Consider the following 13,575-nt stretch of genomic DNA (forward strand, 5'->3'; position numbering starts at 1 on the left):
GCCGGCTCTTCGATCAGCCTTTGGGTCAGTGCGCCGTCTCCGACGAAGCCCATTCCGCTGCACCGACGTGTCCCGTAAGAGGATCAATGAGTAAGACATCTTCTCGCGCGAAGGTTCACGTTGTTCGTCGCAGCGCTCGACCTAGGCTTGTGGGCATGCGGGTGCGAGCGATGGTCCATTTGGCGGTGTTGTCCTGGATCTCGGTGCTGATGCTCGGATGCACGCAGGCGGAGGCGCCTCAACCGCTGACTCCGCCGTCGCCCTATTTCGCCACCGCCCCCGCGCCGGACGGAGCTGTCTATCGCTCCTTCTACCGCGGTGGCGTCAAGGGTTACGAGATCAGCCGGGCGCGGTGGCTCGACGACGGTGACGGCCTCGAGGTCAGCATCGGCGGCAGTTCGAATTGCCTGCACGTTCCGTCGGCGCTGGAGGTCCTCGCCTCGGACCATCTTCTGATCCGTACCGAGAAGGTCGCGTTCGGGGGATGCGTCGAGGACTTCCAGTACTGGACGTTCGTGTTCGACACTCCGGAAGGGCTGGACGCCACGGAAGCCGTCGATGTGGACATCGTCGACGAGGACTCGAGTATCGGCGCCGAAGTGATGGCGCCGCGCACTTCGTAGCCGGTACGCACTGGTAGCGAGACGGCTGACGAAACCAGGCAGAAGCGAGCCCGTACCGGATGGGGATCGGTCAGCGAAGATTCAGGACGCAGGCGTGAGTGGGCCGGTCGTGAAGTCGCTCCGACCGTCGCCGCCGCAGACCTGGAATTCGGACGGAGTGTCGATTCCCGGTCCGGCGCCGTCCGAGGTGACGAGCACCCGGACGGTCGTGGCGGTCGTCGGCGTGCAGTCGTACGCTCCGACTGCTGAGAGCTGGCCCTCCGCCTGAGCCGACTCACCCGGAGCGAGAGCCCCCGGGAACGCTTCCGCTCCTGACGTGCCGGCGCTGGCCAGCTGCGTCCCGTCGGCGCCGAGCATCAGAACGCCCGGCCACCCGAAGTACGAGCACGCCTGATCGGACGCGTTGGTGAGCACGATCGCGAACCCTTCCTGGCCCGCCCCGGAGAGCTCGGGTCGGTCCTCCACCGCGGCCGTGAGCTGCGTGTCCTGGCACCGGTCCTCCGGCCACACCGGACCAGCCGCCGCATCCGGGGTCCCCGTCGGCGTAGCGGAGGCGGTCGACGTCGGAGTGGCGGTCGCGGTGGACGCAGGTGCGGCGGCCGATGTCGATGCCGAAGCCCCTGCTGTCGAACCGGCGCAACTGAGGAGTGCGAGCACCGGAACGGTGAGCAGCAGGGCGAGAGTCGAGCGGGAGGTCCGAGTCGTCGTCATCCGGCGAATCTACCTTTGACTGCTCACTCCCAGTGCGAGACGACGGGCGGCGGAACTTCCCGCTCGTGGTTGAGCACTCGAAAAGCGATCGCGAGGACGACGCAGACGCCGGCGCCGATCAATGCGGCAGCGCCAGCCACCGTCATCCACAGCGGTTGGACAGCCGAACCGTCCGCGCACAGCGGATTCCACAGGAAGCTCTTGGAGCTGGAGTAGCTTCCGCGGACCTCGCACGCCTCTCCTGGATCCCACATGTAAAGCGATGACATCAGCCCGAGAGCGGCGGCGAAAACGGAGAAGAGCACGGCGAAAATGAGCGGGATCGCGTGATCCGGCCGAAGAGACTGGTCAACGCTCACCGGAACATCATGCACCGCACTCCATACGAACGCGCGAGAGGCAGTACGTCGGGTGCTCGGCTGACCTCCGCTACGGCAACGACGTGGTGGTCATCGAATCGCGACTGGAGCGCGTCGACCAGTCCTAGAGTCTGTTCCCCCGACCGTTCCGTAGAGGGATCACCCGCCGGGCGGCGGCGGTACCGCGATCGGTGTTCAACCGCGGCGGCTGCGAACTATGAGAGTCGACACGCCCGCCAATGCCGCGATCAAGCCCACTCCGATCAGGGCGACCGCGACGTTCGAGGTCTGCACCACCGCCGCGGATGGTGTGACGTCCAGCGCCCCAGCCGCCTCGTGAACGTTGTACTCGATTGCTGACCAGACACTGGCTGCGCAGCAGAGGAGGAGCCCCGCGACGAAGATCCCGACACTCGTCAGAGAGCCGCGACGCACCGCTGTGTCAGCCCTCGACGCTGGTCCGTCTTGCTGCTCACCCACGGGGTCGAGGGTACCTACCCCACGCAGGACGAGGGGATCTGCACGGCATCTCCTATTGAGCGGAGGGGGCGCCTCCGGCGCCAGCGCAGGGCGGGGAAGAGACCGACGTCCTTGGGGTGGGCGGGTCTCGATACGCGCCTACGGGGCTACTCGACCAGCATGTCTGCGGGCGTCTCTTCCAAGGAGACGGAGCAATGGACAGTTGGAAGTGACAGGTGCTCCCTTTCGGCGTTGAGTAGCTTCGGGACATGGATGAGTCGACTGAGTTGCCCGCTTATGAGTGGCGGATCGATCTGAACGGGCCGTCGAGGCTTCTGCTCAGCGAAACGAAGGCGGCTGTGACCCGTGTATCGGAGCAGGCTGCAGTTCTCCACACTCAGTCTTCGGATTCGGGTGTGTGGGGGAGGGTCGTGATCGCTGCGCGCTCCGCCATCCGTCTCGGTGCGAACGAGCACGAGATCGCCGTCGCGACAGGGCTCACGCTCGAGGCCGTTCGGTCGATGCTTCGAGGTGCTTGAACATCGGCGCAGCCCGTCCCTCAAGGGGATGGTGCTCGGCCCAGTCGCGCACCGTGGGCCAGGCGCCCTGTGGCGACCGACCTACGGTCGGTCGAGTTCCGCGAGTCGGCGGGCGTAACGAGCCAGCTCGTTCCGCATCTGCTCGACCGCCCTCGGCGTGAAGCGCCTCACCTGCATGTCGAGGATCGCATCGGCCATCACGTCGCTGACCTCGAACGCTGCGGCGACGGCCGCCCTCTCGTCGTCGCGACCTCCCGAGACGTTCGCGCACACCCGGAACAGCTTCTCGGGGTTCTCGACAGCTCTGATGTAGGCGTTGACGATCTCGGTACTCGTCACCAGGCTTTGACGTTCATTGTCGTCGTCCATGCGGTCACCGTACCGGCCCAGAGCGATTGGACATCGCGCCAGACACGTCCGACTCGGAGATGGTTCAGTGGGTCAGACCCGTCGCTCATCTGCAGACCCGGACCCGAGCAGTCATTGCACCGTCACTCGACTGAGTTGCGACCTGCATTCTCCGAACGGAGATCGTTCGGTGCGACACCTTCCGCCACCCTCGGCCGGACCTATGGTGAGCAGATGGGTCGTCGCTCTGTTGCAATAACGCTCCTGCTGGCCGTCATGGGCACCATGACCGCATGTGCTCCAGGGCCGGTTGATCTCGCGCAGCTCACTCAATGGCGCTCGGATCGTCAGGCTGAGATCGACGCGGGAGGTCCGTTCCTTGCTGTGTTGTCATCCGATTCGATCGCGGGCCAGGAAGGCGACCGGCTGGAGACCGCCTTCGGTCAACCAGCGCTGCCCGGGGCAATCACCTTCGAATGCTTCGGGGACGGCACGGTCGAGCTGCAGCTCGACTCCGACTCCACGACGGGCACGGTCGTGACGGGTACAACCACTGTTCGATCCGTGAACTGCGGCGAAGGCCCATTCGACATCGACCCTGCCTTCCTCGGCACCGATCCGATCGACTTCTTCGGCGTGGCCACATCCGACGCCGACCGCGACACGGCGTGGTTCCTGACTGTGCGTGGGGCGCAGAACACGCCTTGACGGCTCACCGCGCGGATCGGTCTCCGCCGAGCGAGCTGGTCCGCCCCTCAAGGTGTTGGTTCAGAGGAGCGGTGATCCGTTCTCCGCCGGGGCGAGTCCCGGTCCTCAGAGAGTGGTCCGAGATTCGTTGAGACGAAAGCGGCGCTGCGGACGTTACCGAGTGAGAGTGTTCGGACAGGGGGACTGATGACGGCATCCACTCAGGACGACGAGGTGCTCGCGCGCGTCGCGGGACGCCTCGACGCGCAGATCACCAGAGCGACGAAGGTCGCCCGCTACCGGCGCACCCTGGGTGTGCTCGCGGGGATCGGAGTCGTCGCCGCGGGCGTGGGAGCGGGGATCAGCACCTTCGAGGCGGCCACGCCGGGCGCGGTCCGCGACGGTGCGGCCTGCTACCGGACGGCCGACCTGAACCAGCGGGACCTCGCCATGGTGGGCGTCGTCGAAGGGCTTCCCGAGGACATCGCGGAGCGGGTCTCCACTGTGACCTCGATGTGCGGCTCGGACGAGTCGGTCAGCGCCGTCTGCGTCCGTCCCGACGGCCTCGCCGCCGTGTTCCCGACGGCGCGGGACGAGCCCGACGTCGAATGGTGCGCCCGCCTGGGTCTCGACGCTCTCGAGTCCCGATGAGCGACGGAAGCGCCGCCGAGGACGACGTCGTCCTTCTGGACGAGCTGGCGGGAGGCTCCCGCGACGCGTTCGGGGTGCTGTACCGCCGGCACGCGCTGGCCGTGTACCGCTACGCCGTCGCGCGCCTGCGCAGCGAGGAGGACGCGGAGGACGTGCTGCAGAGCGTCTTCTTCGCGCTCTGGAAGAAGCGGGCGAGCACGCACTTCGTCGGCACGTCGGCGCTGCCGTGGCTTCTCGTCGCGACGCGGCTGGAGTGCAACAACGTGCTGCGGGCCGCGATCCGCCAGGTCGCCCGGGAGCAGCCCGACGCCTATGTGGGAACCGCGTTCTCCGCCGAGCGCCTCGTCGAAGCCCGTCTCGTACTCGAGGACGTCACTCGCGCCGTCTCGCGCCTGCCGGAGATCGACCAGCAGATCTTCCGCCTCTGCCTGGTCGAGGACATGACCTACGCCGACGCGGCCGCACAGCTCGACGTGCAGGTCGGATCGGTCCGGAACCGCCTGTCCCGGTTGCGCCGGCTCCTCGTCAGCCGCGTCGAAGTCGGCTGACGACGCGAGAGGGAGAGAGCTCGACCCGAGTTGTCTCGCCGTCCGAGCAGTCCCGAGAAGGATTCTCGGGGAGGCGCCGGTAGTCGCTAGTCGCGGATGAGGACGAGGACCCCGCCGCCCCCGAAGGCGAGGACGCTAACGAGGAGGCCGACCGTCGCAGGCAAGTCGTCGTGATGGATCGTCTGCGGGCCGATGCCGTCGTCGTCGGCGTCGTACGTGCAGTCCACCCCCACGGGCAGGAGCGTCGGATCTCCGGTGATGCGGACGGACTCGTCGGACAGGTCGCCCGCCTCGGGGAACTGTCCTCGCGAGCATTGAACGCTGAAGGGATCGAGCCCGTCGAAGGTCCATCCGAGGGCGATCGACGCGAGACCGAGGGGGATCGACAGGAGCACGAGCGCCCAGCCGGGGATTCGTCTCCTCCGTGGCCGCATGTCCACAGGCTATAAGCGCCGAATCGATGCGTGACGGACGCGTGGATCTCGAACGGCGCATCGAGGAGGACCCGTTGTACCTTCCCCGAGCGAGGTCTACTGTCTGACGCGAGAGAGGACGTGGATGTCCGGGACTCGCGCGGTACGAGCGTCAGCAGTGCTGATGGTGGCATTGGTCCTCACTGCCTGCGCTCCGACTGCTGGCACGTCGAGCCCCGCTCCGTCCGCCCCCGTCGATGAGGCGACCGCCGTCCGAGCGGGCGAGGAATGGATCGTCTATCAGTACGGCACGCCCTGCGGTCTCACACCGAGCGAGCCCTCCGTCATCTGCCTGGTCAGGCCGGACGGCAGCGGCCGGCACGCGCTGCCGACGGAGAACGAGGGTGAGGCGAAGCATCCCGACTGGTCGCCGGACGGAGAGAGCCTGGCGTTCGTCTACGCGGGCGAGATCTGGGTGTCGAGGGTGGACGGCTCCGAGCAGCGCACGGTAGCCGCCTGCGGAGACGACTGCTTCGCGCTCGACTACCCCGCGTGGTCGCCGAACGGCGATCGGATCGCCTTCACTCGGTACTCGGGCCGACCTCTCAACGGCGGGCCGTTCAGCACATCGGCCATCGACGTCGTCGACGTGGACTCGAGCGACGTCCGGACCATCACCGAGACCGAGCGCCTGACCCTCGTCGATCAACCTCGATGGGCACCCGACGGCGACCGGATCGTGCTGCAGCTCGAGCAGTTCACCGACGACGGCACGGAGACCGGGGCAGCGATCGCCGTCCTCCCCGCGAGCGGAGGCACTCCCGCCCCGATCACCGACTTCTCCCTCGTCGCGACGTACCCGGACTGGAACCCGGTCGACGACACCATCGTCTTCGCCTCCCACGACGTCGACACGAACGACGAACCGGTGCAGCTGTACACGGTCCGAGCCGACGGATCCGGCCTCACTCCGCTGCTCTTCGACGGGTCCGACACCCAACGGTCGGTGCAGCCGAGCTGGACCCCTGACGGCCAGAAGATCGTCTTCGTCGACTGGTCGAATCGCGCCACCACGCTTCTGAGCCCGGACGGAACCGGGGTCGAGACGCTCTCGACGTTCCGAGCGTCGCACCCGCGACTCCGACCGACTCCATGACGATCGCGCCTACCGTCGTTGCGCATCTGACATCGATGGAACTCAGTCCGGTTCGGTGAGGGGACAGGCATCTGCGGTGGTACGGCGTCGCATTCGATGGTGGTGGCTCGCGACCGCTGTCGTCGCCCTGGTGGCCGTGGTCCTGCTCGCCGGAGACCGTTCGGGGAGCTGCGCGGAGTACGCGAACTCGCCAGGGGTGTGCGCCGGCGTCGACGAGGACCCACGTACCTGGGTCCTCATCGGGATCGGCATCCTGATCGTCATCGGCGCGCTGTACCGAGCGTTTCGACGCCGGTAGTCGACACCCGGGAACGGCAGCGCTCCAGCGGGCCCGACCCGCCGGCAGTTCGGTCCTCCTCATTCGGCCACAGCATCCCGGGATGGCCGACCGGACGTCGGTGGGAACTCGCTACTCAGCAGAACCCGTTCGCCGACTCACCGACAGGGTGGCCAGCCATGCCGCCGGACCAAGGACCGGCAGGAGCACGACGACGACGGTCCAGCCGACCCGAGCAGCATTCGTGAGGGTCTTCGTTCTGACCAGAGTCACGATCGAGACCACGAGCACAGAGACGCTGACAAGACGATCCAGGCGACGTCGGAAGAGGCGGGAATGAGGATCCCGGCGTCTTCAGACAGAGCGTTCTCCTTCGCTGTCGTCGAACAGGAAGCGGGAGCGACGGACGGCGCTCATCCGAGGAGGGAGAGTGCCGACAGGGCGATGAACGGCACCATCACGAGGAAGCAGATGGTGGCGTAGTGCCGGAACCCGTAGAACGAGGTGCGCCCGCCGACGAGTCGGCTGAACATTCCTGTGACCAGCGGAGGGAGCACGAAGAGCAGCAGCCACGGCGCCAGAACCGCAGCGCTGGGCGCCGTCCAATCGGGGTGATCATCGCGGTCCAGAGGCGGGAGCCGCACGAGGAAGAACGCCGCGGTGAGAAGGGCCGCCGGGATGACGGACAGACACGTCAGAGTGACAGCAGTGAACCGCGCACCGTCGTCGCGGGCGTACCGACCCTGCTCCGGACCGATCGATGCAGCCTCGTCGTCGTCCCAGCCCAGGCTGGTGAACCGCATGCGTCCCACGAGGTCATCATGCCCGCCCGCCCGTGATCGCTGCTCTGCTTCCCGTCGGGAATCGACGTCCGGGCATCACGATGCGCCGGGTCGGATCAGGGCACTTCGCTGAAGACGATCTCGCCGAAGGAGTTCGTCCACATCAGGTCGTTGTCCGAGTGCGTGACGGTGACGGGCTCGCTGAGGAGCTCGTCGACGAAGGACCCGGCGTCGCCGTCGGGAGCGGTGCACCCGATGAGTGTGGTGAGGAGCCGGGTGACGGTCAGGACGCCGTTCTCGAGGAGGAACGAACCTGTCTGCACAGCGCAGCCGTTGTCGATGACGAACCCGTAGCCGTCCTCCATGGTGATCTCGAGGTCGATGCTGTCCATCGGTGCCGTGAAGTCGTCGAAGGTGGTGCTGGTGAGGGAGGTGCTCCGGTAGTCACCGGGCTCCAGCTCCACGACCAGGGACGCGGCAGGAGTCGGGGTGGGGGCTGGGGCCGCGCTCCTGGCGGCCGGTGGTGCACGAGACCAGCGTGGACGCGGTCGTCGCAGCGAGCAGCAGCAGCGCGATGATGCGAGAACGGGACATGAGAACTCCTGGCGTCGGAGCGACACGCTCCGTTCTGCTGAGTGAAGCACTCCCGAGCAGCTGACGCTGCGGACGGAGCGCAGGAAGGACGGATCAGCGTGATCCGATCCACGACGGAGCAGCCGACCGTCACCCGCTCGGAATGGAGATCATCTCCCCCCCCGGGAGGTGTCGAGCGCCTGGACGGAGGTCGAGGTGGGGAGCGGCTCGTTCTCCTCAGCGGATCAGGCGATCAGGCTCACGTGCCCTCACTCATCGAGCGCCACGACTTCACCTCCCAGGGAGGCCTGGTCGTCAGGCCGGACGGCAGGGGATGGACCACATGGTGGTGCTCGAGGGGGAGGCGTCAGCGTCTGCGCTCCGGCCAGGCCTCCCACGCTCGGCTCCAGGGCGCGGACAGCTGCAGCCCGTCGTGGCTGGTCACCTGATGCACGCCCTCGTCGTTGGTGTAGCCGCTCGACATGCCGAGCTCACCGCCGCCTCCGATGCGGTAGCCGAGGGTGACGCCGTGGTCGTAGGCGGTGATGCTCTCCTGGTAACGGCCGGCGACGACGTCGAGGACGGTGCGCTCGAGGTCGTCGGCGAGGTTGGTCCAGTCGTCGTCGCAGGCGTCGCATCCGCAGACCGGATAGTTGAACCGATGCAGTGCTCCGGCGTGGAGGAGGACGCCGGGGAAGACGGTGTAGACGATGGTCAGCGGTGCGGCGTCGACCGACCGAGGGGTGACGCGCACGGCGCGGGCGGCCCAGGAGATCTCGGCTTCGTCCCTGGAGGCCAGGGCCGGATCGTCCTCGATCGTGACCTCGTAGGTGCGAGCGAGGTCCTCGATCAGGGCGTCCGCGACCTTGTGGAGGGGCTCGAAGCGCTCGGTGTTGCTGGTGACGGAATAGCTCTCGTCCGGAGGTGATCCTCCTCCCCAGCGATTGCCGTACGGGATCGGCCGGCCGTCCTCATCGGTGAAGACGCGGTCCTCGACAGCGGGTCGGGCGTAGTCCGTCATGGAGGAGAGAGTACGACCCGAGCCGTCTCATCGCGCGACCCGCATCGATCCCCAGGGGTATCGATGGCCGGCGCACCGCAGTGCACACGGGAGAGCATCGGTGGGAGTCGTCGCGACGGGGGCTCACCGCCGCTGCCGGTGTGCACCGAGCCAGAAGAGCAGCGCGCCCCCGCCCCTCCCCGCTCAGGCCGCGCGCCGCAGCCCGGCGAGCGCGCGCCCGCGCTCGGTCGCGCGGCTCTCCGCGAGCCGCCGCAGGTCGTCGGCGATCTCGGTGAACTGGTCGAGCGCCGGATTCACGCCGACGAGCGTGAACTCGCGGGTGACGACCTCGAGGTCGAGCTGCCAGACGTCCTCGAGGATGCGCCGCATCCAGGCGGTCGCGTGGTCCCAGCCCTCTCGCGGGGTGCCGGCGGCGTAGTTGCCGCCCTGCACCGTCACCAGCACGGCGGGGGTGCCGCTGGTCACCGGCTCCGCACCGGGCGCCATCCTCGGGTCCGTCACCACGAGATCGACGTAGGACTTGAAGTGCTGCGAGACGCCGAAGTTGTACAGCGGCACCGCGAACAGCAGTGCGTCGGCACCGGCGAGCTCGTCGGTCAGCTCGGCGGCCAGCGCGACGGCGGACCGCTGGCCGGGCGTGCGCTCGGCCTCGGGTGTCATCGACGCCGCCACTGCGTCGGACCAGGCGGTGGCCGGCATCGGCTCGACGCCGATGTGCCGTCGGACGACGGCGGAGTCGGGGTGGGCGGCGCTCCACTCGGCCTCGACGAGGTCGCCCAGGGCGCGGCTCGTGGAGCCTTCGGTGCGGATGCTGGCATCCAGGCGGAACAGGGTCATGGCGCTCCTTCGATCGGGCCCGACCGCTGCGGCCGGGCTATGGTTACGATCGGTAACTCTGCTGGTCGGGTCTCCGTTACCGCAAACGAGCTCCCGTTACCCGGCGGTAACCGAAGGAGGACCGATGCCCCGGCACGAGACCGATGTCGCGCTGCACGAGCGGCTCAGCGCGTCGATGCCGACGATGGCCGAGCTCTGCACGAGCGACGACCCGGACCTCTTCCGGTCGCTCCTCTCCCGCATCGGCGACAAGTGGACGCTGCTGGTGATCGGGGTCCTCGGGGACGAGCGGCGGAGGTTCACCGAGCTCTCGCAGATCATCCCCGGCATCTCGCGCCGCATGCTCACCGTGACCCTGCGCGCGCTCGAGCGGGACGGCCTCGTCGCCCGGACCGTCCACGCCGAGGTCCCGCCCCGGGTGGAGTACGAGCTCACCGCTCTCGGCGAGTCGCTGAAGACCGTGGCGCTCACCGTCGGGGACTGGGTGAGCGAGCACCAGCGCACCATCCTCGGCAATCGGCGCGCCTTCGACGCGGCCGCCTCCGGGGGAGCGGACTCCGACGCTGTCTAGCCGCTGCCGCTGCCGGCAGCGAGTGTGATGGAGTGGAGCGCACTGCCCGTCCCACCCCGAGGAGCCACCATGCACGTCGTCGTCATCGGCGGGAGCGGCCACATCGGCTCCTTCCTCGTCCCGAGGCTCGTCCGCGCCGGTCACCAGGTCACGAACATCACCCGCGGCACCAGCACCCCCTACACCGCCGGCCCCGAGTGGGAGCAGGTGCGGAACGTCGTCGCCGATCGGCAGCAGGAGGACGAGGACGGCGTCTTCGCCGCCCGGGTCCGCGACCTGGCTCCGGACGTCGTGATCGATCTCGTTTGCTTCACCCTCGACTCGGCACGGGCGCTCGTGGAGGGCCTCCGCGGTCACGTCGGCCACCTGATCAGCTGCGGATCGGTCTGGCGCTACGGCCCCACCCTGAAGCTCCCGATCCGGGAGGGCGAGGGGACACCCGCGATCGACGAGTACGGCCGGCAGAAGGAGGCGATCGCCCTCCTCCTCCAGGCCGAGACCGCCGCGGGCGGCCTCCGCATCACGTCGCTGCACCCGGGTCACATCAGCGGGCCGGGCTGGGCGCCGATCGGGCCGCTGGGCAACCTCGACCCCGCCGTCTGGGAGACCCTGGCCACCGGCGGGAAGCTGCGCATCCCGGGCTCGGGCGCGGAGTCCCTGCACCATGTGCACGCCGACGACGTCGCTCAGGCGTTCGAGCTGGCGGTCGCTCGGCCGGAGGCGGCAGCGGGGGCGGACTTCCACATCGTCGCCCCCTCGGCGCTGACGGTCCGCGGGTTCGCGGAGATCGCCGCGGGCTGGTTCGGGCAGGAGGCGACGCTGGAGAGCATCGGCTGGGAGGAGTTCCGCCGGAGCGCGGGCGACGACCTCGCCGACGCGAGCTGGGGCCACCTGCACCGCAGCCAGTACTTCTCCATCGAGAAGGCGACGACCCTCCTCGGCTACGCACCGCGGTACGAGCCGGAGGCCGCCGTCCTCGAGGCCCTCGAGAGCCTGGTCGAGCGGGGCGAGCTGACCCTCCCGGTCGCGCTCGCGACTCGAGCGCACTGAGCCGCCGCGACGGGTCGCTTCACGAGACCGAGACCGGCGCGCTGTCGACGGCGACGGAGCCCGCAGCTCGCTGACGCAGCACGGAACGGCAGCGGCGTGCGTGCCTCCGACTTCTCGCTCCCGCAGAGATCCTTACTGAAGTGCTTTCACCGATCCGAGCAGATCGGCATAGCTGACGTAATAGGCGGTTCCGTCGCGATAGGCCATTGCGGGAATGTAGTCGTCGTCGTTGTCCGTGGGAGCTTGGACGGTGCCTTCTACGGGGCCGTCGAGAGTCGTCCATCCCTCGTTCAGAAGGCCCTGCTTCTGCACTTCCCATTCATCGCCGGTGCGGTCGGCCTGCGCGTACCAGACGCGGACGTCGCCTCCGGAGCGAGTCCAGTAGCACGGGAGTCCATCGGCGTCGATCAGCGACTGCATGGTGTCGTCGAGGACGAAGACGTCGGGAGTGAGAGTCAGTCCGTCCTCTTCGAACGAGGCGTACTCGGCATCCGTCAGCACCGTGAGGCAGGTCGCCTCGGCCTGCGTCTCTTCCGCTGCCGGCGTGGCGATCTCCTCCGAGACCGGCGTCGCTGTCGGCTCCGCTGAGGGCGACTGCGTCGAGGGGGCGGTGGTCGGCGTCGGAGTCGACGACCCGGCACTCGACGAGGCCGGCTGCGCTGACGGCGACTCGGCTGCCGTGCAGCCGGAAAGGACGAGCGCCATCACTGCCAGAACGGGGAACACGGTTCTTCTCATAGGAGCAACCATAAGGATTGTCCCGCCCGCATTTCTCTCTGTCGCCGACGAGGCGCATAACGATCGAACATCTTCCCTCGGATCCTGGTGACGCTCGAATCATTGGAGCAGCTGCGGAATGAGCGGTTTCCGGATTCCGTGCCGACGATTCTCCTGAGCACTCTCCGAATATCTCGCAAGGGGAGGGCGGTCGCTCCGAAAGAGAACGTCTCTGACCACCGCATCGAAGGTTCACTCCCAGCGAGAGATGGGGAGCCTCGGAGCTCGCCTCTGATGGCCGACGGCTCGAAAGACGCTCGCGTCAATGGCGAGCGCACCTGGCCGTCACCCCTCCGGGGCGAAGACCATCTGTCCCCAGTCGAAGCTGGACCGGCCGGCGAACGACTCGCCTGTCGCTCGCCGAAGTCGGACGTTCTCAGGGTCCGCGCTTCCGTCTCCTCGCGGCAAGGAGAGGGCGCGCCCTGCACCCGTGGAAGAACCATCAACCGGTCGATTCAATTGCGTGTCTTCTGCGTCTCCACTCGTCCGCGAGGATCGCGTAGACCGCTGAGTCGATCCAGATCTCGCCGCGTCTCTCGCTCTGCAGGAAGAGGGCCTCGCGCCGCAGTCCCAACCGCTCCATCGCGTGCACGGAGCCGCGATTGTCGGCTGCGGCGCGTCCGATGATGCGGTGCAGGCCGAGCGACCCGAATCCGACATCGAGGAGAGCGTCGCCTGCTTCGAGCGAGTAGCCCAGGCCGGCCGTGTCCGGGTGGAGGAACATGCCGATCTCGCCCTGCTGCCCGTCCGCCGATCGTACGAGGACGACGTCACCGACGAGCGCCGCCGTCGCCCGGACCTCGATGCCGTAGAAGCGGCGGTGACCCGGCTCGCGCAGCTCCCACTCGGCGTCCCGCTCCTCGAACCAGGAGGCGTACCGCCCCTCCGCGAGCGGACCGTGACCGAGGAACCGGGACGCGCGGGCGTCACCCCGGTACGCCATCACCGCCGCCTCGTCCTCTCGGACGAGTCGCCGGAGCCTCAATCGTCGTGTGAGGAGATCGACCGTGCCGTCCATCCGCCCAGGCTAGGGGCCGGTGAGGTCGGGCCCGCGGGACACCGTTCCGTCCGGAGAGGTGAGACGCGCCATCGCCGCCTCTGGCTCGGACCCGCTCGTAGTATCGCTCCGTGGCATCCCCACTCCGGTCCCGTCTATGCTCGCCGGTACCGCTCGCCACCAGGGAGGATCGACC

Annotated in this window: 20 protein-coding genes; 8 read left to right on the top strand and 12 right to left on the bottom strand. The window is 68.2% G+C overall.

The annotated features are described in order from the left end of the window. Positions 1 to 155 precede the first annotated feature (155 nt). A complete protein-coding gene (locus tag HQQ86_RS19090) occupies positions 156 to 623 on the top strand; it encodes a hypothetical protein (protein WP_173290019.1) in 468 nt (155 codons plus the stop codon). Between the two features lie 81 nt (positions 624 to 704). On the opposite strand, the gene HQQ86_RS22200 is transcribed toward HQQ86_RS19090, so the two are convergent. Continuing rightward, positions 705 to 1,334 carry a DUF4232 domain-containing protein gene (locus tag HQQ86_RS22200; RefSeq protein WP_367948740.1) on the bottom strand — a complete coding sequence of 210 codons (630 nt, stop codon included), beginning with the start codon at positions 1,332 to 1,334 and terminating at the stop codon, positions 705 to 707. A 23-nt stretch (positions 1,335 to 1,357) separates the two neighbouring features. Beyond that, positions 1,358 to 1,693, bottom strand: coding sequence for a hypothetical protein (locus tag HQQ86_RS19100; RefSeq protein ID WP_173290023.1), 336 nt, complete (start codon positions 1,691 to 1,693; stop codon positions 1,358 to 1,360). A 728-nt stretch (positions 1,694 to 2,421) separates the two neighbouring features. On the opposite strand from HQQ86_RS19100, the gene HQQ86_RS19105 reads away from it, so the two are divergent. Further along, on the top strand, positions 2,422 to 2,691 hold the full coding sequence (locus HQQ86_RS19105) for a hypothetical protein (protein ID WP_173290025.1): 270 nt from the start codon (positions 2,422 to 2,424) through the stop codon (positions 2,689 to 2,691). A gap of 81 nt (positions 2,692 to 2,772) precedes the next feature. Here the strand turns inward: HQQ86_RS19105 and HQQ86_RS19110 are convergent, their stop codons facing one another. Then, positions 2,773 to 3,060 carry a hypothetical protein gene (locus HQQ86_RS19110; protein WP_173290027.1) on the bottom strand — a complete coding sequence of 96 codons (288 nt, stop codon included), beginning with the start codon at positions 3,058 to 3,060 and terminating at the stop codon, positions 2,773 to 2,775. Between the two features lie 255 nt (positions 3,061 to 3,315). On the opposite strand from HQQ86_RS19110, the gene HQQ86_RS19115 reads away from it, so the two are divergent. The 3 genes from HQQ86_RS19115 (at position 3,316) to HQQ86_RS19125 (ending at position 4,925) form a co-directional block, all read left to right on the top strand. Next, positions 3,316 to 3,747, top strand: a complete 432-nt coding sequence (locus tag HQQ86_RS19115; protein ID WP_173290029.1) for a hypothetical protein — start codon at positions 3,316 to 3,318, stop codon at positions 3,745 to 3,747. A 186-nt stretch (positions 3,748 to 3,933) separates the two neighbouring features. Then, entirely contained in the window at positions 3,934 to 4,377 is a 444-nt protein-coding gene (locus HQQ86_RS19120; RefSeq protein ID WP_173290031.1) for a hypothetical protein, read from the top strand. Beyond that, on the top strand, positions 4,374 to 4,925 hold the full coding sequence (locus HQQ86_RS19125; protein ID WP_173290033.1) for an RNA polymerase sigma factor: 552 nt from the start codon (positions 4,374 to 4,376) through the stop codon (positions 4,923 to 4,925). The genes HQQ86_RS19120 and HQQ86_RS19125 overlap by 4 nt, the downstream gene beginning before the upstream one ends. Positions 4,926 to 5,011: 86 nt before the next feature. On the opposite strand, the gene HQQ86_RS19130 is transcribed toward HQQ86_RS19125, so the two are convergent. Then, positions 5,012 to 5,359, bottom strand: a complete 348-nt coding sequence (locus tag HQQ86_RS19130) for a hypothetical protein (RefSeq protein ID WP_173290035.1) — start codon at positions 5,357 to 5,359, stop codon at positions 5,012 to 5,014. Between the two features lie 163 nt (positions 5,360 to 5,522). Here HQQ86_RS19130 and HQQ86_RS19135 point away from each other — a divergent pair, with 163 nt between their 5' ends. Then, positions 5,523 to 6,494 (top strand): DPP IV N-terminal domain-containing protein, encoded by a 972-nt coding sequence (locus HQQ86_RS19135; RefSeq protein ID WP_173290037.1) that lies wholly within the window; start codon positions 5,523 to 5,525, stop codon positions 6,492 to 6,494. A 409-nt stretch (positions 6,495 to 6,903) separates the two neighbouring features. On the opposite strand, the gene HQQ86_RS22205 is transcribed toward HQQ86_RS19135, so the two are convergent. The 6 genes from HQQ86_RS22205 to HQQ86_RS19165 form a co-directional block, all read right to left on the bottom strand. Beyond that, positions 6,904 to 7,062 carry a PLDc N-terminal domain-containing protein gene (locus HQQ86_RS22205; RefSeq protein WP_367948741.1) on the bottom strand — a complete coding sequence of 53 codons (159 nt, stop codon included), beginning with the start codon at positions 7,060 to 7,062 and terminating at the stop codon, positions 6,904 to 6,906. A 122-nt stretch (positions 7,063 to 7,184) separates the two neighbouring features. Continuing rightward, positions 7,185 to 7,583 (bottom strand): hypothetical protein, encoded by a 399-nt coding sequence (locus HQQ86_RS19145; protein ID WP_173290042.1) that lies wholly within the window; start codon positions 7,581 to 7,583, stop codon positions 7,185 to 7,187. A gap of 86 nt (positions 7,584 to 7,669) precedes the next feature. Further along, on the bottom strand, positions 7,670 to 8,017 hold the full coding sequence (locus HQQ86_RS19150) for an META domain-containing protein (protein ID WP_173290044.1): 348 nt from the start codon (positions 8,015 to 8,017) through the stop codon (positions 7,670 to 7,672). Next, positions 7,998 to 8,147, bottom strand: a complete 150-nt coding sequence (locus HQQ86_RS19155) for a hypothetical protein (protein WP_173290046.1) — start codon at positions 8,145 to 8,147, stop codon at positions 7,998 to 8,000. The genes HQQ86_RS19150 and HQQ86_RS19155 overlap by 20 nt, the downstream gene beginning before the upstream one ends. Positions 8,148 to 8,493: 346 nt before the next feature. Continuing rightward, the gene (locus HQQ86_RS19160; RefSeq protein ID WP_173290048.1) at positions 8,494 to 9,147 is read right to left on the bottom strand and encodes a DUF6226 family protein; all 654 of its coding nucleotides are present in this window, start codon (positions 9,145 to 9,147) and stop codon (positions 8,494 to 8,496) included. Positions 9,148 to 9,330: 183 nt separating this feature from the next. Then, a complete protein-coding gene (locus HQQ86_RS19165) occupies positions 9,331 to 9,984 on the bottom strand; it encodes an FMN-dependent NADH-azoreductase (RefSeq protein ID WP_173290050.1) in 654 nt (217 codons plus the stop codon). 124 nt (positions 9,985 to 10,108) lie between these two features. Here HQQ86_RS19165 and HQQ86_RS19170 point away from each other — a divergent pair, with 124 nt between their 5' ends. Further along, positions 10,109 to 10,555: a winged helix-turn-helix transcriptional regulator gene (locus HQQ86_RS19170; protein ID WP_367948742.1), complete on the top strand. Its 447-nt coding sequence runs from the start codon at positions 10,109 to 10,111 to the stop codon at positions 10,553 to 10,555. Positions 10,556 to 10,624: 69 nt separating this feature from the next. Next, positions 10,625 to 11,605, top strand: coding sequence for an NAD-dependent epimerase/dehydratase family protein (locus tag HQQ86_RS19175; RefSeq protein WP_173290052.1), 981 nt, complete (start codon positions 10,625 to 10,627; stop codon positions 11,603 to 11,605). A gap of 132 nt (positions 11,606 to 11,737) precedes the next feature. Here the strand turns inward: HQQ86_RS19175 and HQQ86_RS19180 are convergent, their stop codons facing one another. Together HQQ86_RS19180 and HQQ86_RS19185 are read right to left on the bottom strand one after the other, a co-directional pair. Further along, positions 11,738 to 12,331: a hypothetical protein gene (locus tag HQQ86_RS19180; RefSeq protein WP_173290054.1), complete on the bottom strand. Its 594-nt coding sequence runs from the start codon at positions 12,329 to 12,331 to the stop codon at positions 11,738 to 11,740. Positions 12,332 to 12,824: 493 nt separating this feature from the next. Continuing rightward, positions 12,825 to 13,400 (bottom strand): GNAT family N-acetyltransferase, encoded by a 576-nt coding sequence (locus HQQ86_RS19185; protein WP_173290056.1) that lies wholly within the window; start codon positions 13,398 to 13,400, stop codon positions 12,825 to 12,827. Positions 13,401 to 13,575: the final 175 nt, after the last annotated feature.

The sequence above is a fragment of the Rathayibacter sp. VKM Ac-2857 genome (genome assembly GCF_013205025.1).
In the GTDB taxonomy this organism is placed as follows: Bacteria; Actinomycetota; Actinomycetes; order Actinomycetales; family Microbacteriaceae; genus Rathayibacter.

Excerpts from the sequence above, each read along its gene's own strand:
- HQQ86_RS19090 (WP_173290019.1), top strand. The coding sequence starts at position 156 with ATGCGGGTGCGAGCGATGGTCCATTTGGCGGTGTTGTCCTGGATCTCG.
- HQQ86_RS22200 (WP_367948740.1), bottom strand. The coding sequence starts at position 1,334 with ATGACGACGACTCGGACCTCCCGCTCGACTCTCGCCCTGCTGCTCACC.
- HQQ86_RS19105 (WP_173290025.1), top strand. The coding sequence starts at position 2,422 with ATGGATGAGTCGACTGAGTTGCCCGCTTATGAGTGGCGGATCGATCTG.
- HQQ86_RS19110 (WP_173290027.1), bottom strand. The coding sequence starts at position 3,060 with ATGGACGACGACAATGAACGTCAAAGCCTGGTGACGAGTACCGAGATC.
- HQQ86_RS19115 (WP_173290029.1), top strand. The coding sequence starts at position 3,316 with ATGGGCACCATGACCGCATGTGCTCCAGGGCCGGTTGATCTCGCGCAG.
- HQQ86_RS19120 (WP_173290031.1), top strand. The coding sequence starts at position 3,934 with ATGACGGCATCCACTCAGGACGACGAGGTGCTCGCGCGCGTCGCGGGA.
- HQQ86_RS19125 (WP_173290033.1), top strand. The coding sequence starts at position 4,374 with ATGAGCGACGGAAGCGCCGCCGAGGACGACGTCGTCCTTCTGGACGAG.
- HQQ86_RS19130 (WP_173290035.1), bottom strand. The coding sequence starts at position 5,359 with ATGCGGCCACGGAGGAGACGAATCCCCGGCTGGGCGCTCGTGCTCCTG.
- HQQ86_RS19135 (WP_173290037.1), top strand. The coding sequence starts at position 5,523 with ATGGTGGCATTGGTCCTCACTGCCTGCGCTCCGACTGCTGGCACGTCG.
- HQQ86_RS19155 (WP_173290046.1), bottom strand. The coding sequence starts at position 8,147 with ATGTCCCGTTCTCGCATCATCGCGCTGCTGCTGCTCGCTGCGACGACC.
- HQQ86_RS19160 (WP_173290048.1), bottom strand. The coding sequence starts at position 9,147 with ATGACGGACTACGCCCGACCCGCTGTCGAGGACCGCGTCTTCACCGAT.
- HQQ86_RS19165 (WP_173290050.1), bottom strand. The coding sequence starts at position 9,984 with ATGACCCTGTTCCGCCTGGATGCCAGCATCCGCACCGAAGGCTCCACG.
- HQQ86_RS19170 (WP_367948742.1), top strand. The coding sequence starts at position 10,109 with ATGCCCCGGCACGAGACCGATGTCGCGCTGCACGAGCGGCTCAGCGCG.
- HQQ86_RS19175 (WP_173290052.1), top strand. The coding sequence starts at position 10,625 with ATGCACGTCGTCGTCATCGGCGGGAGCGGCCACATCGGCTCCTTCCTC.
- HQQ86_RS19185 (WP_173290056.1), bottom strand. The coding sequence starts at position 13,400 with ATGGACGGCACGGTCGATCTCCTCACACGACGATTGAGGCTCCGGCGA.